The 21220-nt window shown below is 57.5% G+C and carries 18 protein-coding genes and 1 tRNA gene; 9 read left to right on the plus strand and 10 right to left on the minus strand.

Annotated features, from left to right (window positions below; all coding sequences use genetic code 11):
* Positions 1-9: 9 nt before the first annotated feature.
* On the minus strand, positions 10-606 hold the full coding sequence (locus ABRP31_RS03875) for a GNAT family protein (protein ID WP_349973620.1): 597 nt from the start codon (positions 604-606) through the stop codon (positions 10-12).
* 184 nt (positions 607-790) lie between these two features.
* The gene (ycaC, locus tag ABRP31_RS03880; protein ID WP_043304203.1) at positions 791-1417 is read right to left on the minus strand and encodes an isochorismate family cysteine hydrolase YcaC; all 627 of its coding nucleotides are present in this window, start codon (positions 1415-1417) and stop codon (positions 791-793) included.
* 227 nt (positions 1418-1644) lie between these two features.
* On the opposite strand from ycaC, the gene ABRP31_RS03885 reads away from it, so the two are divergent.
* Positions 1645-2250, plus strand: a complete 606-nt coding sequence (locus tag ABRP31_RS03885) for a LysE family transporter (protein ID WP_349973602.1) — start codon at positions 1645-1647, stop codon at positions 2248-2250.
* A gap of 115 nt (positions 2251-2365) precedes the next feature.
* The gene (locus tag ABRP31_RS03890) at positions 2366-3169 is read left to right on the plus strand and encodes an AraC family transcriptional regulator (protein ID WP_349973604.1); all 804 of its coding nucleotides are present in this window, start codon (positions 2366-2368) and stop codon (positions 3167-3169) included.
* 400 nt (positions 3170-3569) lie between these two features.
* Here the strand turns inward: ABRP31_RS03890 and ABRP31_RS03895 are convergent, their stop codons facing one another.
* The gene (locus ABRP31_RS03895; RefSeq protein ID WP_349973606.1) at positions 3570-4466 is read right to left on the minus strand and encodes a DMT family transporter; all 897 of its coding nucleotides are present in this window, start codon (positions 4464-4466) and stop codon (positions 3570-3572) included.
* An 87-nt stretch (positions 4467-4553) separates the two neighbouring features.
* Here ABRP31_RS03895 and ABRP31_RS03900 point away from each other — a divergent pair, with 87 nt between their 5' ends.
* Entirely contained in the window at positions 4554-5885 is a 1332-nt protein-coding gene (locus tag ABRP31_RS03900) for a PLP-dependent aminotransferase family protein (RefSeq protein WP_349973608.1), read from the plus strand.
* Here the strand turns inward: ABRP31_RS03900 and ABRP31_RS03905 are convergent.
* The gene (locus tag ABRP31_RS03905) at positions 5876-6193 is read right to left on the minus strand and encodes a hypothetical protein (protein WP_349973609.1); all 318 of its coding nucleotides are present in this window, start codon (positions 6191-6193) and stop codon (positions 5876-5878) included. The two genes, ABRP31_RS03900 and ABRP31_RS03905, sit on opposite strands and share 10 nt — an antisense overlap.
* A gap of 90 nt (positions 6194-6283) precedes the next feature.
* Here ABRP31_RS03905 and ABRP31_RS03910 point away from each other — a divergent pair, with 90 nt between their 5' ends.
* Positions 6284-6655 carry a PH domain-containing protein gene (locus tag ABRP31_RS03910; RefSeq protein WP_087272815.1) on the plus strand — a complete coding sequence of 124 codons (372 nt, stop codon included), beginning with the start codon at positions 6284-6286 and terminating at the stop codon, positions 6653-6655.
* A gap of 215 nt (positions 6656-6870) precedes the next feature.
* Positions 6871-7434, plus strand: coding sequence for an N-acetyltransferase (locus ABRP31_RS03915; RefSeq protein WP_349973611.1), 564 nt, complete (start codon positions 6871-6873; stop codon positions 7432-7434).
* Positions 7435-7512: 78 nt separating this feature from the next.
* Here ABRP31_RS03915 and ABRP31_RS03920 read toward each other — a convergent pair whose 3' ends face one another.
* On the minus strand, positions 7513-9732 hold the full coding sequence (locus ABRP31_RS03920) for a TonB-dependent siderophore receptor (protein ID WP_372489418.1): 2220 nt from the start codon (positions 9730-9732) through the stop codon (positions 7513-7515).
* A gap of 240 nt (positions 9733-9972) precedes the next feature.
* On the opposite strand from ABRP31_RS03920, the gene ABRP31_RS03925 reads away from it, so the two are divergent.
* Entirely contained in the window at positions 9973-10692 is a 720-nt protein-coding gene (locus tag ABRP31_RS03925) for a response regulator (protein ID WP_349973621.1), read from the plus strand.
* A gap of 1 nt (position 10693) precedes the next feature.
* A complete protein-coding gene (locus tag ABRP31_RS03930) occupies positions 10694-12103 on the plus strand; it encodes an ATP-binding protein (protein WP_349973613.1) in 1410 nt (469 codons plus the stop codon).
* A gap of 287 nt (positions 12104-12390) precedes the next feature.
* Here the strand turns inward: ABRP31_RS03930 and ABRP31_RS03935 are convergent, their stop codons facing one another.
* The 4 genes from ABRP31_RS03935 to ABRP31_RS03950 form a co-directional block, all read right to left on the minus strand.
* A complete protein-coding gene (locus tag ABRP31_RS03935; RefSeq protein WP_349973614.1) occupies positions 12391-13767 on the minus strand; it encodes a cytochrome c in 1377 nt (458 codons plus the stop codon).
* 11 nt (positions 13768-13778) lie between these two features.
* A complete protein-coding gene (locus ABRP31_RS03940) occupies positions 13779-15548 on the minus strand; it encodes a GMC family oxidoreductase (RefSeq protein ID WP_087272824.1) in 1770 nt (589 codons plus the stop codon).
* Between the two features lie 36 nt (positions 15549-15584).
* Entirely contained in the window at positions 15585-16304 is a 720-nt protein-coding gene (locus tag ABRP31_RS03945) for a gluconate 2-dehydrogenase subunit 3 family protein (protein ID WP_087272827.1), read from the minus strand.
* A 685-nt stretch (positions 16305-16989) separates the two neighbouring features.
* On the minus strand, positions 16990-17439 hold the full coding sequence (locus ABRP31_RS03950; RefSeq protein ID WP_349973833.1) for a RidA family protein: 450 nt from the start codon (positions 17437-17439) through the stop codon (positions 16990-16992).
* A gap of 152 nt (positions 17440-17591) precedes the next feature.
* Between ABRP31_RS03950 and ABRP31_RS03955 the strand changes: the two genes are divergently transcribed.
* Positions 17592-18107, plus strand: coding sequence for an AAA family ATPase (locus tag ABRP31_RS03955; protein ID WP_349973832.1), 516 nt, complete (start codon positions 17592-17594; stop codon positions 18105-18107).
* Between the two features lie 323 nt (positions 18108-18430).
* Here the strand turns inward: ABRP31_RS03955 and ABRP31_RS03960 are convergent.
* A tRNA-Met gene (locus tag ABRP31_RS03960) sits at positions 18431-18507 on the minus strand.
* Positions 18508-19087: 580 nt separating this feature from the next.
* Between ABRP31_RS03960 and ABRP31_RS03965 the strand changes: the two genes are divergently transcribed.
* Positions 19088-21145 (plus strand): methyl-accepting chemotaxis protein, encoded by a 2058-nt coding sequence (locus ABRP31_RS03965; RefSeq protein ID WP_349973831.1) that lies wholly within the window; start codon positions 19088-19090, stop codon positions 21143-21145.
* Positions 21146-21220 lie beyond the last annotated feature (75 nt).

Raw genomic sequence — 21220 nt, forward strand, 5'->3', positions numbered from 1 at the left:
CCGTCATTCTCAGCTCACGGCATACGCCGCCAGCTTTTGTTGCAAAGCCAGCTTCACCTGAGGCCACTCAGTATCGATGATGCTGAAACGCACCGAGTTACGCTTGCGCCCGTCGGGCATGATCCTTTCGTGGCGCACGATGCCTTCTTGAGTTGCGCCAATACGTAAAATCGCGGCACGTGATTTCTCATTCAGCTCGTCAGTCGTGAACTGCACCCGCACCGCGTTCATCACTTCGAAAGCGTGGCAAAGCATCAGGTATTTTGCTTCTGTGTTGACGCTCGAACGTTGCGCGGATTCCGCCAGCCACGTGTGGCCGATCTCCATCTTTCGGTTTGCCCGATCAATCTTCCAGAATCGTGTGCTGCCCAACGGCTCCTGCGTCTCGCGCCTGACGATCAGAAACGGCAAAACAGTTCCGGAGTGCAGGCCTTGCATGGCTTTGTCGAGATACTGGTCGACCGTGTCCGGCCCCGGAATGACCGTCATGTTCATGTTCCACAACTCGCCATCGGCGGCAGCACGGAGCAGGGCAGGGGCATCCTGTTCAGTGAGCAGGCGCAGCTCGATGGTCTGGCTGGTCAGGGTTGGAGTGTTCTCGTTCATGGCGAGTGTAATCACGGGACAGTGTGGCATGCATCGTAAGATCGCCTGCGTTTTTCAGGCAAGTGCTTGAGCATGCTAAATGGCCCTTACAGGCTTGCCACAAACAATATGTACAGGACCTGCATTTCAGCCACAAAAAAGCCCGCTCTAAAAGCGGGCTTTGTTTTTGGTCACGGCAACTCAATCAACGAGCCGTCAGCGCCGAGTAGCTGTTCATCAGGTTGCGGTAGTTCGGGATGCGCTGGGACAGCAAGTTACCCAAACCTTCGATATCGTTGCGCCAGTCGCGTTGCAGCTCACACGCCACCGAGAACCAGTTCATCATCTGCGCGCCCGCTTGGGTCATACGGTTCCAGGCCGCTTGCTGCACCGCGGTGTTGAAGGTGCCGGACGAGTCAGTCACCACGAACACATCAAACCCTTCAGCCAGTGCCGACAGCGTCGGGAACGCTACACAAACATCCGTCACCACACCGGCAATGATCAGTTGCTTACGGCCAGTCGCCTTGATCGCTTTAACGAAATCTTCGTTGTCCCAAGCGTTAATCTGGCCAGGGCGGGCAATGTACGGCGCGTCCGGGAACATCTCTTTCAGCTCTGGAACCAGCGGGCCGTTAGGACCTTGTTCGAAGCTGGTGGTCAGGATGGTTGGCAGTTCGAAGAACTTGGCCACATCGGCCAGCGCCAGCACGTTGTTCTTGAACTCGTTCGGCGTGAAGTCCTGCACCAGCGAGATCAAACCTGTCTGGTGGTCGACCAGCAGAACTACAGCGTCGTCTTTGTTCAGGCGGTTGTAAGTGGCGTTGGTCATGGTGGAATCCTTTATCGAAGTAGGTAAGTAGTTAGTGGCGTCGTTCAACTTGAGGCCAGATTAAAGGTCTTCGAATAAAGGATAAATCGGCTGAAAAGCGTTTTACTGTCAACTAAAAGAGGACAATAGCCTGCTACCCTATAGCACCCACAAACGTACAATCCACGAGGGCAGTGGTTACCTAGACTTCGCCAGATCGTTTACCTGATCTGGACGTCTGGCCCGCCATGGAAATATTTCTCTACGCCTTTAGCGTGATGTACAGCCCCGGACCTGTGAATTTCATGGGCCTGAATGCTGGCCTAAACGGGCAGCTACGTCGTTCACGAGGCTTCTTCTTCGGGGTCGGATGCGCGTTACTGCTTTTGTTTGTTCTGCTGGGGTATACCGGTGAGGCCCTCATTTCTCAGACCGCGCTGCCTTACATCTCGTTAGTGGGCGGTATCTATACGCTTTACCTGGCTTGGCAGATTTCCCGTGCCGTTCCTGTCGCACCAAGGCCGTCTGATGAGCAAGGCAAGGCATTGAGTTTCTGGAATGGTTTTCTGGTCCAGTTGTTCAATCCCAAATGCATCATGGTGGTGCTGCCAATCACCAGCATCATGCTGCCCGCTGCGCACATTACGGGTGGTGTGATTGCGCTGGTCTCGCTGCTGCTGGCAATGCTGGGCGGCGCTGCTCCGTGGACTTATTCGCTACTGGGCACGACGTTGGGACGACGCATCACGCAAGCATCGTGGTTCCGGGTTTTCAATCGTTTGATGGGGGCGGCGCTGTTAGTCTGTGCGGGTTTTATGTTCCACGAGTTCTATCTGCACATCCGTGAGATGTAGATGACTACTTCTCACGCAGGACCGCCTTTGGTCGGCAGAGGGCCATTACAGTCGCTGCACATTCTTGTGCTAATGTCCCCGACGCCCGACTGCACCATCACTTCGGTACTGCTCCATGCAAGATCGCCACACTGCTAATGACTGGGTCAGACACGCGGCACAGCCCTCGAAGGTTGGGCGCTTCGAGGCGTTTTTCGGTGCGCATGCGTTTGAGCCTCATAGGCACGATACCTACGCCATCGGCCGTACGGTCTGCGGGGTACACCGTTTCAGTTACCGGGGCGAGGCGCGATTGTGCATGCCCGGCGAAATCATGATTATCCATCCGGATGAGCCCCACGATGGTTGGGCAGGTTCGGAGCAGGGCTTTCGTTATCAGGGCATTCACGTACCCCCGTCGCTGGTCCAGCAAATCATGCAGGGCAAACCGTTGCCATTCTTCAAGCCGGGCGTCAGTCGCGACCCGCGTATGGCCGTTGTAGCTGAGGCATTGCTCAATAACCTGATTGTCCAAGCTGATTCCCTGGCGGAAGACGACGCGCTGTTCAACTTTGTTATTACGCTGGCGCAACTGGCCGGGCAGCCAACGACCAGATCCAGCCCTCACTTTGCCGCGGCGTTGCGAGCACGGGAATACATTGATGACAACCTTGACCGGCTCATCACGCTGGATGACCTGGCTAAGTGCGCAGAGCGGGATCGCTGGAGCCTGTCCAACGATTTTCGCCAGTTTTTCGGCACCAGCCCCCATCGCTACATGACGTTGCGGCGACTGGATCGGGTGAGGGCACTGACCTCGCGTGGGCAGAGCCTGGCGGACGCGGCCATTGGCGCAGGTTTTTTCGATCAGAGCCACATGTCCCGGCACTTCAAAAAGGCTTTCGGTGTATCGCCTTTGCGTTGGTGCAAGTCTGCTTAGCCATTTGCAGGCCGCACTGATGACGGGGCGTCAGTAAAAGAGCAAGACTCCCGATTCCGCCTCCCCCATGCATCCAACGCGACTACGCTAAACCTGTACGCGGCGATATCTCGATCGGGATTTTTAGCTGTCCACTTGCCACCGCCGGACCGGAGTTAGCAGTAGTTCGCAGGAGCGAAGCATCATGAGCGTCTGGCTTAAAAGTTTGGCATTTCCATTGTTACTGACTGCATCCGCCGCGTTCGCCGAGTATGGCTGGACGGAATACGATACGAGCAAACCGCCGTGTTCTCTGTAGGAGCTGCCGAAGGCTGCGAAAGCAGTCTTTCTGACGTACCGCCATCGCAGCCTTCGGCAACTCCTACAGGTCAAGATTGCGCTGTATCAGGGCAGGGCGATTTCACCGGGCAAACCGTCTCGCACCCGCCACACATAGAATCACTGCAACCGTCACCCCCAGCATTCCCGTGCTGACCTGTTCATGAAGCAAGGTCGCCGCCAGCGCCAGGCCGAAAAAAGGTTGCAGCAGTTGCAGTTGCCCAACCGCAGCGATCCCACCTTGCGCAAGGCCGCGATACCAGAACACGAAACCGATCAGCATGCTGAACAGCGACACGTAGCCAAGGCTCAGCCAGGCCGGTGGGCTGATGGTCGAGAATGACTTTGGACTCAGCAGCAGGCTTAGCGTCGCCATGGCGGGCAGCGCCAAAACCAGCGCCCAGCTGATCACCTGCCAGCCGCCCAGTGTCCGCGAGAGTCTGGCGCCTTCGGCATAACCGAGCCCGCAGATCAGAACCGCCAACAGCATCAGAATGTCACCGGTGGCAGAGGCGTTCACGCCTTGGGAAAGGGCAAAGCCGACCACCATCAAGCTGCCAAGCACCGAGCATAGCCAGAAGGCAGGCCGTGGCCGCTCGCCACCGCGCAGCACGCCGAATATCGCGGTCGCCAGTGGCAGCAAGCCGAGGAAGACGATGGAGTGCGCGGACGTCACGTGTTGTAACGCCAGTGCGGTTAACAGCGGGAAGCCGACGACTACCCCGATGGCAACGATGAGTAATGACAGCAATTGATGACGCGCGGGACGTTGTTCTTTGAAGAGCAGCAGCATGCACAGCGCCAGAATGCCTGCGAGCGTGGCCCGCGCCACGGTCAAAAACACCGGGTCGAACTCCAGCACTGCGACCCTTGTTGCAGGCAATGAACCGCTGAAGATCATCACGCCGATGAAGCCATTGATCCAGCCTCGGGTAGCGGTTTGCATGGGCGCGATTTTCGGGGGAGATACTTGTTCCATGTCGGTCAGACTCAAGTCGGGTTGCGTAAAAGCATCTTGAGGCTGAGTATCAGTACAATCAAAAAATTGTCATGGATACAGTTCGACATGCCATTGGCCCGCTACAAATCATTGGTGGATGCTTTCGCTGCGGACATTCGTTCGGGGCGCTTGCCGCCGGGGACGCGTTTACCCACACATCGCACCCTGGCTGCGGCAGAAGGTTTGGCGCTGGCCACTGCGTCGAGGGTCTATGCCGAGCTGGAGACCATGGGCCTGGTAAGCGGTGAAGCGGGGCGAGGCACGTTCGTGCGGGAGACCTCGTTGCCGCTGGGGCATGGCATTGATCAGCCGCAAGTCGCCACCGGCGTCATTGACCTCAACTTCAACTACCCGTCGTTGCCGGGGCAGGCCGAGCTGTTGCGTACTGCGTTGCGCCAGTTGGCGTTGTCCGGGGATCTCGAATCACTGCTGCGTTATCAACCTCATGCGGGGCGCCTCCACGAGCGGGCATCGGTAGCGCGCCATCTGCACAGTCGCGGGCTGGAGGTAAAAGCCGAGCAGGTGTTGTTGGTCAACGGTGCTCAGCATGGTTTGGCAGTGGCGCTGATGGCGCTGTTCAAACCGGGCGACGTAGTTGCCGCTGATGGGTTGACCTATCCCGGTTTCAAGGTGCTGGCTGAATCCCTGAGCCTGGAAGTCTTGCCTGTTCCGGTGACGGATTCGGGGCCGGATTTCGATGCACTGGAGAAGCTCTGCCGACAGAGAACAGTGCGCGGGATCTATAGCATGCCGACGCTGCATAACCCGATGGGTTGGGTGATGAGTATCGAGCAGCGTGAGCGTCTGGTGGCCATCGCGAGGCAACATGCGCTGCATATCGTCGAAGACGCGGCTTACGCGTTTCTTGCACCCAAACCGCCGCCACCGCTAGCGCATTTGGCACCTGAGCGCACGGTGTATGTATCCGGCCTGTCGAAAAGCGTCGCCACCGGACTGCGGTTTGGGTTCATGGCCGCCCCGGCTTCGCTGGTCAGTGCACTGGAGCGTGTCATCAGAGCCACGAGTTGGAACACGGCTGGCGTGATGACGGCGATTGCTACTGGCTGGCTGGAAGATGGCACTGTCAGCAGGCTGGAATCGCAAAAACGTGCGGACGCCAAAGCCAGGCAGTTGTTGGCTAATGAGCTGCTCGTCGGCCTCAACTGCGTCGGTCATCCCAACTCGTATTTCACCTGGCTGCCGTTGGCCGAAGATGCACGAGCGGATCAGGTTGCAGCGGCGCTGATGCGCGAGAATATTTCGGTGTCCACCGCCGAGCCATTTGCGGTGTCTGCTCAGGTGCCACACGCGATCCGCCTGGCGCTCGGGTCAGTGGACATGCCGACATTGCGTGCCGCACTGAAAACTGTGAGCTGGATCGTCGAGGCTCATTCCTGAGTACTGGATAACTTCAGCAGGCGTTGCAGTTGTGCGTGTTCCCAAATGCTCAGCAGCTTGACCGGGTCAGTGCCGTATCGCTGCCAACTGTCTGCTGTCCCGAGATTACCCTCGGGGGATTGGCAGGCCTGGCAATGGCTCAGCTTATTGCCCTCACTGATCAGTGTGAGCTGCCAGCCATCCACCTCGATTTCGATTTGCCCTTTGTGGGTGTTCACTGTGTGCAAGGTTCGCGTTTCGAGGGCGATGTCTTTCAGCAGTTGATAGACGTCACGGGCGGTAAGGTCGGTGGTGGTGGGTTTTGCCATGCAGATATTCTCTTGTTGAAACCAATGCGGCACTGCCTGAACATGCCCGCTGCAATCCGGGAAGATTACTTTACAGGCGAGGGTGAGTGGATGATCGATTTCAATAACAAGGGTTTTTTCAAACTCAAGCAGAACGATGAATATGCCGAGCGTGTAACCGCGCTTTTGCTGGATGGCGAACAGGTCATCGACGCCTACAAGTCCATGCGTGATGGCGTGGTGTTTACCAACAAACGCATCATCGCGGTGAACGTACAAGGTTTGACCGGCAGCAAGAAAGACTTCACTTCGCTGCCTTACAAAAACATCGTCGCCTACTCCATCGAAACCTCCGGCACCTTCGACCTGGACTCTGAACTTGAGATCTACTTTTCCGCGCTGGGCAAAGTGAAGTTCGAATTCACCGGCAAGACATCGATGGTGGAGATTTCGAAACTCATTTCCAGGCATCTGTTGGGGTAACAGCGGCTGTCAAAAACATGCACGCCACTGAATTGAATAGCGTTTTCCGTAGGAACTGCCGAAGGCTGCGATCAGTTATCGCTGACACACAGCTATCGTACCCTTCTGCAGCTCCTACAGGTCCAGTGTTTGTCGCTAGACTGCGCGGCGCCATGGACACAGAGGCGGCTCCTGCCTGAAACTTCCCCTCTGACTCACCTTTTCAAGGTTGCCCCATGATCAACATCCGGCCCATGACTGCCGAGGACTTCGACCTCTTCTGGCCCACTTTTCAGAGCGTGATCGCTGCCCGGGAAACCTATGCCTACGATCCGCAACTGACCCGCGAACAGGCATTGCACCTGTGGCTGGAAATACCGCTGCATACCTTCATCGCTGAAGAAGACGGCGTACTGCTCGGCAGCTATTACCTCAAAGCCAACGCTGCTGGTCCCGGCAGCCATGTGTGCAATTGCGGCTACATGGTTGCCGAAGCGGCACGCGGTCGTGGGGTTGCCCGATTGATGTGTGAGCACTCACAAAAGGTTGCCATTGAAAGCGGCTTCCTCGCGATGCAGTTCAACTCGGTGGTGGCGAGCAACGAAGTGGCAGTGGCGTTGTGGCAGAAGCTCGGGTTCGACATCGTCGGCCGATTGCCGCGTGCTTATCAACATGCGCGATTGGGGCTGGTGGATTGTCTAGTGATGTTCAAATGGCTGGCCGAGCAAATGCCACAAAAGCCGATGCTGATCGGGCGCAAGAATATTGAATCGGTGGTGTCGCGGCCTCGGCGTAAGTAGGCGGCTATTGCTGCCCGCAATCCGCCAACCGTAAAAAAGCCCGCATTCCGCGGGCTTCGTCCTGCACTCAATTCCTCATCAAAACGCCGTGCTCAACGTCATCGACAGGCTACGTGGGTCACCATAAATTGCACCGGCATAGAAGCCGTAGCGGGTGTAGTAGTGTTTGTCGAACAGGTTGTTGGCGTTGAGGGTCAGGGCGGTGTCTTCGGTGATGGCGTATTTGGCCATGGCGTTCCAGATCGCGTAGCCGGACCAGTTCACGTCGGTTGGGCCGCGGCTGATACCGTTGGTGGGAATGCCTGCCGGCGTTGAGGTGGCGCGGATGTTGGTTTGCGCGGTAACGCCGGTGCCGATGGTCAGTTGATCGAGCATGCCTGACAGGCGATAGGTGGTGGATGCCTTGAACAAGTGGGATGGATCGCTGCGGCCGCCTTCGTCTTCACGACGGAAATGCAGATAGGTGTAGCCGCCATAGACATTCCAGTTTGGCGTCAGGGCACCCGCGAGTTCCAGGTCGATACCGTCGGTTTCCACACCTGAACCTGCTTTGTAGGCCTGGGCGCCGGTCGGTGTCAGGTTGCCGCCGTCTTCAACGGCCTTGTTTTCCTGACGCGTGCGGAAATACGCAGCCTGGCCATTCAGGCGCCCGTCGAACCATTCACCTTTGATACCGGTTTCGTAACTTTGGCCACGAATCGGTTCGATCTTGCTGCCGCCCTGATCTTCGCTGGTTTGTGGCGAGAAGATGTCGGTGTAGCTGGCATAGAGCGAGTAGTTGTCGTTCAGGTCATACACCGCTCCCATGTACGGGGTGACAATGCCATTTTCCTGTTGATTGCTGCGCGCTCCCGCGGTGCTGATGGTGGTGGCCGAGTAATCGCTGACGCGAGCGCCGACAATGACTGACAACGGATCAGTAATGCTCAGGCGCGTGGCGGCATACATGCCCTGCAAGCGCGTGGTGGTCTTGGTGTGCAGACCGGTCTTCCAGGCGTTCATGTAGAAGTCGTCATCCACCCCCTTGGTCCAGTCGCTCAGCGGGAAGCCGTTGTTGGCCCGGAACTGACAGTTAGCGGATGTTGCGCTGGTGCGCGTGGCGCTGGTCAGGTTGCAGTTGTACTGCGGAGACCAGGACACGGTGCGGCTGTCGTTGTAACCGAACATCGCTTGATGACTGCGGCCGAACAGCTGGAATGGTCCGGTCAGGTCAAATTGCGCGGATTGCTGAGTGGTGTCAGTGGAACTGTGCAGGCCGTTGAGTACGGCGCCGCTTCCGTCCTGATCCCAGTAACCGCCATAGTTGCCGCCGCCGGATGAGTTCACTTTGGCCAGGCCGCGATGGTTCAGCACTTCGCTGGTGCTTTGGGCTGCGTTGACGTTCAGCGTCCAGTCGTTGTCGAAACGGTGTTCCAGCGAGGCAAACCCGGTGCGCGTGATGTACTCACCGAAGCTCCAGCTCGGGACCACGTTGGTGCTGCGGGGCAGGTTGGTTTTAGTCCCGTCGCCGTACCAGATCGGGATGTTGGCACCCCAGCCGCCGCCGACGACTTTCGCGTACTCATATTGGTAGCCCGCGCCAATGGTAGTGGCATCGCTCAGATCGAATTCAAAGTTGGCCAGGGCTGCGCGCGAGCGGTCTGACTGATTGTCGCGGAACGAGTTGGCGTCCTGCTGGGTTACCACGAACCTTGAGCGCAGACGGCCGTCTTCCGACAGCGGTATGTTCAGATCTGCCCCCAGGCGCCGCTTGTCCCAGCTGCCATAGGTGGCGTATGCGCTGCCGCCGAATTCAGTACCGGGGCGTTTGCGGATGAGGTTGACCGTTGCCGATGGATCGCCTGTGCCGCCAAGCAAACCGTTGGCGCCACGTACGATGTCGATGCGCTCGTACATGTCCATGTTCAGCGCGCTGCCGCCAGCGGCGAAGTCGGAACCGCCCTGGAATTGCAGGCCATCAACTTTCCAGTTAGTGATCGAGTAACCACGAGCACGATAGTCGGTACGACCGCCCACTTCCGACTTGCTCATGGTCACGCCTGGCGCGGTTTCCAGTGCTTGTTCCAGATTAGTGATCTGTCGATCGGCCATTTGCTCATGAGTAATGGTCGTGACCGACTGCGGTGTTTGTCGCGGGGTGAGCTTCATGCCGGTTGAGCTGGTGGTGCTTTTAACGGTGTAACCCAGTTGCTCGGCGGCGTCGCCAGTGGGCATCGAGTTGTCTTCGATGTTGACCGCACCCAGCTCAATGGTGTCGTCTGCAAATACAGTGTGGCTGGCGATGGCACTCAGGCTCATCGCGATAAACAACGCGGTGTGTTTGGGGATTAACGCACTGCGCGACTGCGACGGCGTTATGGAAGTTTGTTGGAAATGGTTGGTCATGATGCCCTGTCGTCACTGGTAATGTTTCGTATTTGCAGATGATTTTTGATACGATTTTAGGCACCGAGACTTTGAGCACCATCCCCGGCTTGTACGGGTATGTAATGGAATGTAATGAGCGCGTTGAACTCCCTTGCCCCAACTCCCCCGCCAATGACCAGGACCTTGCTGGTGGTCGACGATGACGACGAAATTCGCGAGTTGCTCTGCGACTACCTGAGCGAGTCGGGTGATCGTGTGCTGGCCGCGGCGGATGGTCCGCAGATGTGGGAGCAATTGGAGCAGCACAAAGTCGATCTGGTGGTGCTTGACCTGATGCTGCCAGGCGAAGACGGCCTCAGCTTGTGCCGCCGATTGCAGGGTAGGCCGGGGCTGAGTGTGATCATGCTGTCGGCCAAGGGCACGGCGCTGGACCGCATCATCGGGCTTGAAGTCGGGGCTGACGACTATCTGGCCAAACCTTTCGAACCACGCGAGCTGATTGCCCGAATCAAGGCGGTGCTGCGTCGCCCGGGTCGCGATGAACCGGTTGAAAAACAACCCGTCAGTGCTTTGCAGCAGTTTGCGGGTTATCGGCTTGATCACGTCAAACGCCTGTTGAGCCCGCCCGATGGCCCGTCACTGACCTTGCCGCGTTCCGACTATCGGGTGCTGCGCGACCTGTTGGCGTCCCACGAACAGGTGTTGTCCCGCGATCAACTGACTCGCAGCGCACTGGGACGTGATTACCAGCCGGATGACCGCTCGGTGGACATGTGCATCAGTCGTCTGCGCCAGCACCTGAAGGACACCAGAGACGGCATTGTGCAAATCCTGACCATCCGTAACGAAGGCTATTTACTGAGCATCACGACGTCTGGCGCTCAGGCCTGAAATGGCTCTCAAGCAGCTCAGCGCTCGACTCACTGCGCGCGCCAAACGCCTGTGGCCGAAAACACTGTTTGCCCAACTGTTACTGATCATGGTCAGCGGCACTCTGGCGATCCAGTTGCTATCGAGCAGCATCTGGTTTGATGTGCGTTTTGCTCAGGTGCTCGAAGCGCCGATACGTTTGATCGCCAGTCGCACCGCTGGGGTGATCGGCGCAGCAAGCTGTCCGGCCGCCGAGTCGATCGCCATGCCTGCGCGGTACCGGATCAGTTGTGTGGATACCGCGCCCGAACCCGATTCCGGCGAGAAGCGCGGGCGGCGGCGTATCGAGTTGTTGTTGAAGCAGGCTCTGGCTTTTGAGCTCGGACATGAGCAGTCAGCCCGGATACTCAAGGTCACTCTCACTGATGGGGAGGGGCAGCCTGTGGTCTGGCGCAGCCTGTTTGGATTGCGCACGGCGGTGGCCCATGTGCGCTTTGCTGTCCCGTTGGCTGACGGGCATTGGCTGGATATTGAAGGGCAGGAATTACAGGGCTGGAGTGGGGAGTCGGCCTGGGCATTGATTGCCGATTACGTACTCAGGATCTATGTGCTGCGCATTCTTGCCGTTCTGGCGATCTGCTGGCTGGCGGTGCGGATTTGCCTGCGTCCGTTGCAGCGCTTGAGTGATGCCGCGCGCGGTCTGGGTGACAACCTCGAACAAGCGCCATTGGTGGTGGAGGGGCCGCAGGAAGTGCGTCAGGCCGCGCAAACGTTCAATGCCATGCAGCAACGCTTGATCGCCATGGTTAATGATCAGAGTTTTTTCCTGGCAGCGGTTTCCCATGATTTGCGTACGCCATTGACCCGCATGCGCCTGCGTATCGAACGGCTCACCGAGGACACCCATCGCGAGCGTCTGAAGCAAAATATCGTGCAGATGGACAACATGATTGGTCAGGTGCTGGACTATCTGCAAAGTGCCAAACAGCAGTCCTTTCAAGTCTTGGATATCGACAAGTTGCTGGCCCGGCTATGCGCCGACCTGATGACTGTGGATGAGCCGCTGCCGATTCTGGGGCGTGGCGGGTTGCTCTATGCCAACGAAGTGCTGGTGCATCGTTGTCTGCAAAACCTGTTGGTCAACGCCTTGCGCTATGCGCGGCAAATTGTGATCGGCCTGGAAAGAACAGAAGACGGTGTGATCATCCGCATCAAGGATCGCGGGCCGGGTATCCCCGAGGCGATGCTGGCGTCCATCACTGAACCTTTTATACGTGGCGAAGATTCCCGCAATCCACAATCGGGCGGCTACGGTCTGGGTTTGAGCATCGCTAAACGTATTGCCATGAGTCATGACGGCAGCCTGACGTTGCACAATCGGGATGATGGAGGTTTGGTCGCGGAGCTGTTCTTGCCGCATCGGGAGGGGTGATTTGAGGGGGGAATGCTCCCTCTGCGGGAGCTGAGCTTGCTCGCGATAAGGCAGGACGCGGTTCACTTCAGAATCGCTGTGCCCTTATCGCGGGCAAGCACCGCTCCCACAGAACCTGCGCAAATCGGTAGGAACGGCGTCAGCCGGGAGGAGGCCAGTGCATTCCCTGAATATCTTTTGTCTGGAATGACGCCCTCTCGGCTAAAGCCGCTGCTACGAGGCGATCAGACAACAAAAAGCCCGCACGAGGCGGGCTTTCTGAACAGCGTTAGCTAAACCGAGACAACTTACTTCTCGTTGCTGGCCTCAAGCTTTTTCTGTTGCTTTGGATGCCCTTCGGCCAAGGCCGTGCGGACTTCCTGGACCAGCTTCGCGGACACTGCAGGCGCCTTGTTGGACCAGCCCTGGCGCAGGAAGGTGGCCAGTTCGGCCACTTCGGCGTCGTTCATGCGTTCGGCAAAACCTGGCATCGGCAGGATCGACGGGCCTCTCGCGGTGGATGGCGTTTGTGCGCCAGCGAGAATCACGTGAACCAGCGCGGTCGGGTTTTCGGCGTTGATGATCGAAGCACCGTCCAGGCGCGGGAAGATCCGTGCAGCGCCTTCACCTTTGACGAAGTGGCACGCGCCACAGTTGTCCAGGTACAGACGTTCGCCCAGAGTCAGGTCCTTGGCTGCGGTCAACTTGCTGGCTGTGGCTGCACTGCGTTCAGCGTTGTGCTGATAAACAGTTTCGCCATTCTTGTCAGCAGGGCCAGACAATGACTTCAGATAGGCCGCCATCGCATGCAGGTCTTCATCGGTCATGTGCGACGTGCTGTTGGCCACAACGTCAGTCATTTCACCGGCAACCGAAGCTTTGGCATTACGGCCAGAACCCAGGTAATCGACGATTTCATCCTGCGACCAGTGAGCAACGCCACGGATCGAAGGCACAGCCCAGCCGTTGAGCAGAGCCCCCGTCAGGTAGTCGCTGCTTTTCTCGTCGAGACCTTTTTCCTGCATGGTCAGCGCACGAGGTGTGTGGCAAGAACCGCAGTGGCCAAGGCCCTGTACCAGATACGCGCCGCGAACCAGTTGTGGATCGGTGCCCGCAACAGGTGCAACGGTCGACTCAGGTGTTGGCGAAAAGAACGTGCGCCAGTAAGCCAGTGGCCAGCGAATCGACAGTGGCCATGGGATGTCGTTGGCCTGATTCGCCTGCTTGACCGGCTCAACACCTTTCATGAAGTACGCGTACAACGCTTGCGTGTCTTCATCCGAGACCTTGGCATACGACGGGAACGGCATCGCCGGGTACAGCGCGCTGCCATCGTGACCGACACCGCGACGTACAGCGCGCTCGAAGTCGCCATAGGTCCAGCCACCGATACCGGTGTCTTTATCCGGCGTGATGTTGGTCGCGTAGATCGTGCCGATTGGCGACTCGATACCACGGCCGCCCGCGAAGGTTTTGCCATCGTGAGCGGTGTGGCACGCCACACAGTCGCCAGCGCGCGCCAGGTAAGCGCCTTTGCTGATGAGTTCAGGCGTTACTTCCTGAGTCATCTGCGCCGACGCGTCACCCGATTTGTTGAGGAACACACTGACCAGCCAGGCCAGCAGTGCAAGCACCACACAGACCACCAGCAGTGCCAGCAGCCGGGAGCGGGATTTGGATGTCATGTTCTCGCTCCTTATACCTGAACCAGTGGGCCAGGGTTTTTGATGTACTGCTCAACAATGGCCTTGGCCGAGAACAGGGTGATAGCGCCGATCAAGGCCGTCGGGTTGGCCTGGAAGTTCTGCGGGAAGGCGTTGCCGCCCGGTACGAAGACGTTATGCACGTCCCAGCTCTGCAGATAGCGGTTGAGTGCCGTGGTTTTCGGGTTGTCGCCCATGACCGCGCCGCCCACGTTGTGGGTGGATACGTACTTGGTGATGTCCCAATGGGAATCCATCGACAGGAAGCTTTCGCTGTAGCTGTCCGGGCCCAGTTCCTTGGTGATATCCAGCACGATCTTGCGCAGGTGTTGCTGCAGTTTCAGCTCGTTCTGCTTCCAGTCGAACGTGATACGCAACAGTGGCAGGCCCCATGGATCTTTGTAGGTTGGGTCCAGGTCCACGTAGTGGCCGCGATATGACTGGCAACTGGTGGTAATGCTCACTTTCATCGAGTGGCCGTACCAATCCTGCATGCCTTCCTTCCAGCCCTGGCCCCAGTCTGGCGTACCGCTTGGCAACGCTGTACCGATAGGTGCGCCGGTGGCTTGCGAGCTGTGGATCTTCGCGCCGCCAATGAAACCCAGTGCTGCGCCGTCGTAGTTGCCCGGCGAAACGTCGTTGAACATCTGCCCGGTGGCACCGGCGGTGGCGAACGGGTTGAACTCTTTGTCCTTGAAGAACAGCGTGGAACCGCCGTTGCTCAGGAACGCGTAGTTACGGCCAACGGTGCCGGTTTCGGTGATCGGGTCGTAAGGCTTGCCAATCCCTGACAACAGCATCAGGCGCACGTTGACGAACTGGAAGCCGGCCAACACGACGATGCCTGCTGGCTGGAACACCAGATTGCCGTCGGCGTCGGCGTAGGTCACGCCTTTGGCCGTCTTGCCATCCGGGTGCAGTTCCACTTTCAGCACGTTGGCGTTAACCCGGTAGGAGAAGTTCTCCATGCGCTTGAGCGAATCCAGCACGGCGGTTTGCGGCGAGGCTTTCGAGTAGTTCAGGCACGGGTACTTGCTGCAGTAACCGCAGTAGTTGCACGGCGCGATCTGGTTGCCGTACGGGTTGGTCCAGGCCTGAGAAACGTTCGCCGACGGGTTCGGGAACGGGTGGTAACCCATCTTGCGGGCCACGTCTGCAAACATCTTGCAGTTCAGCGTGTCTTCCAGAGCTGGCAGCGGGAAAGGACTGGAACGTGGACCTTCGAACGGGTCGCCGCCTTCAATGATGCGACCTTGCAGGTTGCCGGTGTTACCCGAGAGGCCACAGATCTTGTCGAACTTATCCAGGAACGGTTCGATTTCATCCCAGGTGAACGGGTAATCGCCGATGCGCATGTCTTCTTGCAGGATGCCCGGCTTGTATGCCTGGTCCGCATAAGTCTTGAGCTTGATGTCGGTTGGCGTCGGACGAATCAGTACGCCGGTCCAGTGCAGGCCAGAACCGCCCACGCCAGTACCGGGCTCGAAAGCGCCCCACTTGCGGGTCGGGAGTGCGACGTCGTTGGCGGTGTGGCGAACAGTCATCGCCGCCGCTTTAGGGGTGGCCATGATCTTGTTGCGTATGCCGTAGGCGTACTGATCCGCTGGTTTTGGATAGGCGAAGTCGGTGTTGTTGCGATCTTCACCGCGCTCCAGAGCGCGTACTTTCAAACCTGCCTGAGCCAGTTCGATGCTCATCAACGAGCCGGCCCAGCCGAGGCCGACGACGACTACGTCGACTTCGTCATTAGTAATATTTGCCATGAGAAACCTATGCTGGAAATGCTTGGCGAAGGGGGATCAACCGCGCAGGCCGCTGATGCTGACCGGGCCGAGGGGGTACTTGACGTTGTGCTGCGTCACCCATTCCACGTAACTGGCGCGGGCTCCGGGGAAGCCGATGGCGATCCAGGCTTTCATGCCTTTGTTGCCGCCATAGATCGGGTCCGAGAGGTAGCCCTGCTTGGTGTGGTTCAACAGCTCACCAAAGAACTGTTTGGACTTGAGCACGTCTTCGCCAAACGCTTTGAAGCTCACTTCGCCTTTTTGCAGCTGCTTCAGGATGTCTTCCTGTTGAGCTACATCCAGAGACGCGAAGTTTTTCTTGTGCTTGTCCTGACAAAAAGCGTCAACGCTCTTGATGCCTTTTTGATAGATCTCTTGCGGACGGTAGGGGATCTGATAACCCATTTCCGCTGGCGCATCGAGTTTGAAAGGACCTTCCAGATAGATCTCGCTGCCCAGATCGCTGGCCAGTTGCTGATCGATAAACACCGGAACGTTGGTTTCCAGCGCGCCAGGCCCACGGCCGCCGGCCGGGATCAGGCGATCGCAGGCCGCCATGATGAATGCCCATTCAGCGGCGGTGAAAAAGGTCGGGCGATATTCTTCAAGTTTCGGCGCAACCATCTCCGCTGCTTCTGCAGCGCTCAGGCCTTTAATCGCTACGCCTATCGCAGGTAATGCAATCAGAGAAGAAAGCAGAAACTTCCTTCGTGACGTTGGTTTATTCAACAACATGTAGAGGCCCCTATGAATGCTCACAAGAAAACCCCGGACGGTGCTTTTCGGAAATCGAAAGCCTCGACCTGCTGTGCAACCCCTTAGCCAACGTGAATAGCGCGCAGCCGGATTCGCCCTCGATTGAAGGACGTTAACGACGACGTTTTCAGGTTCCGGATCTTTTCAACAAAACGCGATGGTTGGCGGTTCTTCCAACCTGCGATGGTCAACGTAAAAGGCATACGTTGCCAGTCAACGTACAACTCGCGATCGTCTCAGGCGCTGGCGCGCAATCAGGAACAGGGCTGGCAGACCTCAAGGGTTGCTCTAATTGTGATTCGTTTGCATAGGTGCGGCTGTATGAACAAAGTCCATCAGCACAGCATTGAGGCGCGATACTCAAGTATCGTCTGCTCATCACGGGTAGCGGGATGCTATCAGGTTTAAAAAAGATGCGACAAATTATTTCCTCTTTGTTGTCAAGGTGTTGTGGTGTCGCATCTAGGACATATGTGCTATTTCCATGCCGCATATCCGCCAGTTTGGCGACGATAGGGCCAATCAAGATGATTTATAGGGCTGTACTGAGTTGACGCAAATCCTGTAGGAGCTCACCGAGGTTACGAGGCCAGCGATAGCGGTTTATCTGACAACCCGCTATCGCTGGCCTCGTAACCTCGGTGAGCTCCTACAGATCCAATGTCTATTCGGCGACAGCAGAGTGAGCCTGCGACTGAATGGCCGCGATGGCATCAATCTCGATCTGCATTCCGTCCAGTGCAAGACGTGGTACCGGAATCAATGTGCACGCCGGCTTCATCAATGTGCCCCATGCCTGATCAATCGCCTCAACCCACGTGCTCAGTTTTTCCTGGTCGTGATCGACAATCAGCAACGTCAGTTTGAACACATGACCGAAACCTGCACCTCTGGATTGCAGCGCAGTGGCGAGGTTGGCGAGCGCCTGTCTGGCTTGCTCGGCAAACACTGGCGAGAGAGTGCCTTGTTGGTCTTCACCGCCTTGCCCGGCGATGTACAACAGCCGTGCCTGAGGCTGTAATTCGGCGACATGGGAGTAACCGTTCGGGCTCGGATCGTAAAGACCTGCCGGGTTGGATAACTGGAAAGCAGGGGCGATATCGGATTTGGACATGGGCTGACTCCTGAGGAAAGAGTCGGCAGTCTCAGACCTCTAGTTAGGTTGAGGTCAAGGCGCCTGTTCAATCGACTGCCATGAACCGATCAACTAGCATCCCGAGCTTGTCTCCGACATACCCTTTTCAGTATCTGGTTGGTCCGAAAAATATGCACATCCTTATCACCGGAGCACCCGGTTCCGGCACCTCGACATTAGGTCGCGACTTGTCCCGGGCATTATCGGCCCGGCATCTGGAGGGTGACGATTACCAATGGCTGCCCACCGACCCTCCGTATCAGCAGATGGTCGCCAAAGATCAGCGTGGCGCTGCATTGCTGGCCGATATGCAAGCCAGTGTCGATACGGTCGTTTCGGGGTCTGTTATGGGCTGGGGCAGGGAGCTTGAAGATGCTTTCGATCTGGTGGTTTTCCTCTACATCCCGAGCGACATACGCCTCGCCCGACTCAAGCTGCGCGAAGAGCAACGCTTTGGTAAAGCCAGGCCCGAGTTTCTCGCATGGGCCGCGCAGTACGACAGCGGCACCGAGCCGGGTCGCAGTTTGCAGCAGCATCGGGCTTGGCTTGAGCAGCGCAGGTGCGAGGTGCTTAGACTGGTGGGGGATTTGTCGGAAGAAGGGCGTTTGCGTGCTGTGGTTGAGAGTTTGCCCCCCGAACTTCGCTAGTCGCGGCCGTGTTCCTCGCGCGCATGCCTTGTTGCAGTTGGGCGTGAGTAGCGGTGTATTTCGCGATTGAAAGGGATTTTGCCGATTGCATGTGCGCTTGTCTGAGGTCTGAAGTCGGTTGTCAGCCTGTTCTATGGTTGTTACCAGCGCAGCCAGGCAGGTTTGGTTGAAAAGTATCGACAGGGAGGGGCATTTGGATACGTAACGCATCGGTACGCGGGATGAGTTGGGACTGGATGAGCAAACGCCAGAAACAAGAAAGCCCGCACTAGGCGGGCTTCTTGTTGCTTCATGAGCATCGATGATGTCATGAAGCAGGTACTTGGTGGCTACACAGGGACTTGAACCCCGGACCCCAGCATTATGAATGCTATGCTCTAACCAACTGAGCTATGTAGCCAAGTGGCGCGCATTATTCGCGGATAAGGGATATGTGTCAACCCTTGTTCCGAAAAATTTATGCGTGTGATCAAGCGGTTAGGGTTTGATCCCGGCCGTAAAGGGCCAAAGCCCTGTCGCTGCTAGCGAAAATGTCATCCAGCAGGCCTGCCTCGAACCATTCGTTACGTCTTTCCCTGTGCTGGCGATGCCAAAATTTGATGTTGTTGGCATCTGCGCAGAAAGGCGGCCTCCCGCCCCATATCAAAAGCTCGGCATCCAGCTCGTCATGGGGTGCGATCACCTGCTATGGGGTCTCTCTTCCACTCAATTCCAAAGCGTAACCATTAGTGACGTACTTTTGCTGTACTCATCGACTGAGCGGAAGATTCCTACTGATAAAAACAGTGTCCGCCTACACGGTCTGAATATTGCTTGGTCATATGACAGTTGACGATTTCTGCAATGGCGCCAATCAAGAAGCGCTGGGCGGCTATCGTAATTCAATCAATAACATGGCATTTTGCCGGTAGTGGTTTTTCGAAGACATCTGCGATGGCTCTCGCCGTTTCTGCTGGATGTTCTGGGGGAGTAGGTCGGTCATGTACAGTCTTTTGTCGCCGGGTATGCACATGCTTAGCCGCTTCGGCTTCGCACGCAAGTTTCAGGTGTTGTTCCTTTTGTTCATGCTGCCGCTTGTGGGCAGCTTATGGATGATCAGCCAGGATTACCGCAGCAAACTCGCGTTGATCGCGGGTGAGCGATCCGGGGTCACTCAGTTACTGGCGCTGGATCTGGTCGACGGTGAGCTGTCTCATCAGCGGGACAATGCTGCACGGTGGAAGGCTTCCGACATTTTGAAGGAGCCAACGCCAGCCGCCAAAGCCGCGATGACGGCAATGGATGCGGCAGGCCCACGTATTTCTCAAGCGCTTGAGTCGCTGGGCACCACGCTCAAAAAAGAAGAGGCCAGTGCCGATGCGCTCAAGCGCTATGAAAAGCTGAAAGCTTCGGTGACCGGCATGGACATCGCGTCGCTGCGTACCGTGGGCTGGTGGCCGGACGGCTATGACCGATTCACCAACGCCTTGGGTAATGTGCAAGCCTTGCGCGAGCAGATTGCGACGGACAGCGGTTTAATCCTAGACCCATGGCTAGAGACGTATTTGCTGATGCAGATGTCGACTCAGCAGATCCCGGATTTGATCGAGCGTATCGGTCGCATGGCCAGCATCGGTCAGACGTCGGTGGTTACCGGGCAATTCAGCCTGCAAAGCCGCTTGCAAATGCGCGAGCTGCGCGGCCGTATTACCGACGCTCAGGATCAACTGATCAAAGCAGGCGACTTCCTTAAAGCCAAACTACCCGCCGAGATGAAACCGTGGGCGGATAACTACGACGCTGTCATGCAGCGCCTGAACGTGGAACTGAAAGTGCTGGACGATGGTTTGTTTGGCGGCACCATCAAGCTTGATGCGCCGGCGTTCGAGCGTAGCGTGGATATCTTGCTGACCGATTTCGCGAACCTGCGCAACCAGTCGCTGCAATCGCTGGACAGCCGTTTGGCGTACTACCACAGCAAGTCCAACATGCAGTTCATTCCGATTGGTATCTGCTTCGGCATTCTGTTGCTGGCTGCGCTGTATCTGTTTGCGTGCCTGCAAGCTTCAATCCGTCGCAGTGCCAGCGGTATTACGACCTTGGCCGAGTCGCTGCGTGACGGCAACCTGTGTGTTCAGGTTGAGGTGCAAGGTCGCGATGAGTTGGCGGCGATCAGCACCGCGCTGAACGTGGCAGTGGTGCAGTTGCGGACCAGTTTGCTGGGCGTCAATCATGAGACCAAGCAACTGGGCAGTGCCGTGTTGACCCTCAATACCCAATCCAGCGGCACGTTGACTGAAGTTGAAGAGCAGCAGTACCAGATCAGCCAGATTGCGGCAGCGGCGACCGAGTTGGCGGCAACCTCCCAAGGTGTTGCGAAAAGTTGTGAGCAGGCTTCTGACAGCGCTCGGCAGACTCGCCAGATCGCGGAAGAAAGCAGTCGCGACAGTCAGCGCACGACCACCAGTATTCAGCAGCTCAATCAGCGTTTGACTGATACGGCGGCTGCGTTGGGGCGCGTTAGCGAGCAAGGACAGCAGATTCAGTCGGTGGTCGACGCGATCCGCGGTATTGCCGAGCAGACCAACCTGTTGGCGCTCAACGCAGCCATCGAGGCAGCGCGAGCGGGCGAGCAAGGGCGTGGTTTTGCGGTGGTTGCCGATGAGGTTCGTAGCCTGTCGCAACGCACCCAAGTGTCCACGACGGAAATTGCCAGTACGGTGGACAGCTTGCGTTCTACCGTCAGCCAGGCTGTTGGCTTGATGGAATCAGCGTGCGGCCAGGCAGTTAACGACGCCCAGTCGGTAACCGATCTGGGGCTGCGTCTGGTTGAGATCGCCAGCGCTGTGCAGGGCGTTACCGATACCCTCGCGCAGATTTCCACTGCGGTTGAAGAGCAAGCCAGCACGGCCGACGAAGTCAGCGGCAACATTCAGCAAGTCGATCAGGCTGCCGGACGTTTGCTTGATGGTGCACGGGCTGTAAATCAGGCCGCCGATACGCTGAGCAAAGGCAGTCGTGCCTTGAGCGACAACACCTCGCGCTTCCAGCTGGACTGATGCTTGAGTGAGGCCAGCCCCCAAGCCATTCGGGGGCTAGGCCTGAATACCTTACTGAGCCCAGTCGCCCAAAAC

It is taken from the genome of Pseudomonas caspiana, assembly GCF_040224095.2.
GTDB classification, from domain to species: domain Bacteria; phylum Pseudomonadota; class Gammaproteobacteria; order Pseudomonadales; family Pseudomonadaceae; genus Aquipseudomonas; species Aquipseudomonas caspiana.

Excerpts from the sequence above, each read along its gene's own strand:
- ABRP31_RS03875 (WP_349973620.1), bottom strand. The coding sequence starts at position 606 with ATGAACGAGAACACTCCAACCCTGACCAGCCAGACCATCGAGCTGCGC.
- ABRP31_RS03885 (WP_349973602.1), top strand. The coding sequence starts at position 1,645 with ATGGAAATATTTCTCTACGCCTTTAGCGTGATGTACAGCCCCGGACCT.
- ABRP31_RS03930 (WP_349973613.1), top strand. The coding sequence starts at position 10,694 with ATGGCTCTCAAGCAGCTCAGCGCTCGACTCACTGCGCGCGCCAAACGC.
- ABRP31_RS03965 (WP_349973831.1), top strand. The coding sequence starts at position 19,088 with ATGTACAGTCTTTTGTCGCCGGGTATGCACATGCTTAGCCGCTTCGGC.
- ABRP31_RS03905 (WP_349973609.1), bottom strand. The coding sequence starts at position 6,193 with ATGGCAAAACCCACCACCACCGACCTTACCGCCCGTGACGTCTATCAA.
- ABRP31_RS03895 (WP_349973606.1), bottom strand. The coding sequence starts at position 4,466 with ATGGAACAAGTATCTCCCCCGAAAATCGCGCCCATGCAAACCGCTACC.
- ABRP31_RS03950 (WP_349973833.1), bottom strand. The coding sequence starts at position 17,439 with ATGTCCAAATCCGATATCGCCCCTGCTTTCCAGTTATCCAACCCGGCA.
- ABRP31_RS03910 (WP_087272815.1), top strand. The coding sequence starts at position 6,284 with ATGATCGATTTCAATAACAAGGGTTTTTTCAAACTCAAGCAGAACGAT.
- ABRP31_RS03940 (WP_087272824.1), bottom strand. The coding sequence starts at position 15,548 with ATGGCAAATATTACTAATGACGAAGTCGACGTAGTCGTCGTCGGCCTC.
- ABRP31_RS03955 (WP_349973832.1), top strand. The coding sequence starts at position 17,592 with ATGCACATCCTTATCACCGGAGCACCCGGTTCCGGCACCTCGACATTA.
- ABRP31_RS03925 (WP_349973621.1), top strand. The coding sequence starts at position 9,973 with ATGACCAGGACCTTGCTGGTGGTCGACGATGACGACGAAATTCGCGAG.
- ycaC (WP_043304203.1), bottom strand. The coding sequence starts at position 1,417 with ATGACCAACGCCACTTACAACCGCCTGAACAAAGACGACGCTGTAGTT.
- ABRP31_RS03890 (WP_349973604.1), top strand. The coding sequence starts at position 2,366 with ATGCAAGATCGCCACACTGCTAATGACTGGGTCAGACACGCGGCACAG.
- ABRP31_RS03945 (WP_087272827.1), bottom strand. The coding sequence starts at position 16,304 with ATGTTGTTGAATAAACCAACGTCACGAAGGAAGTTTCTGCTTTCTTCT.
- ABRP31_RS03915 (WP_349973611.1), top strand. The coding sequence starts at position 6,871 with ATGATCAACATCCGGCCCATGACTGCCGAGGACTTCGACCTCTTCTGG.
- ABRP31_RS03935 (WP_349973614.1), bottom strand. The coding sequence starts at position 13,767 with ATGACATCCAAATCCCGCTCCCGGCTGCTGGCACTGCTGGTGGTCTGT.
- ABRP31_RS03900 (WP_349973608.1), top strand. The coding sequence starts at position 4,554 with ATGCCATTGGCCCGCTACAAATCATTGGTGGATGCTTTCGCTGCGGAC.
- ABRP31_RS03920 (WP_372489418.1), bottom strand. The coding sequence starts at position 9,732 with ATGAGCCTGAGTGCCATCGCCAGCCACACTGTATTTGCAGACGACACC.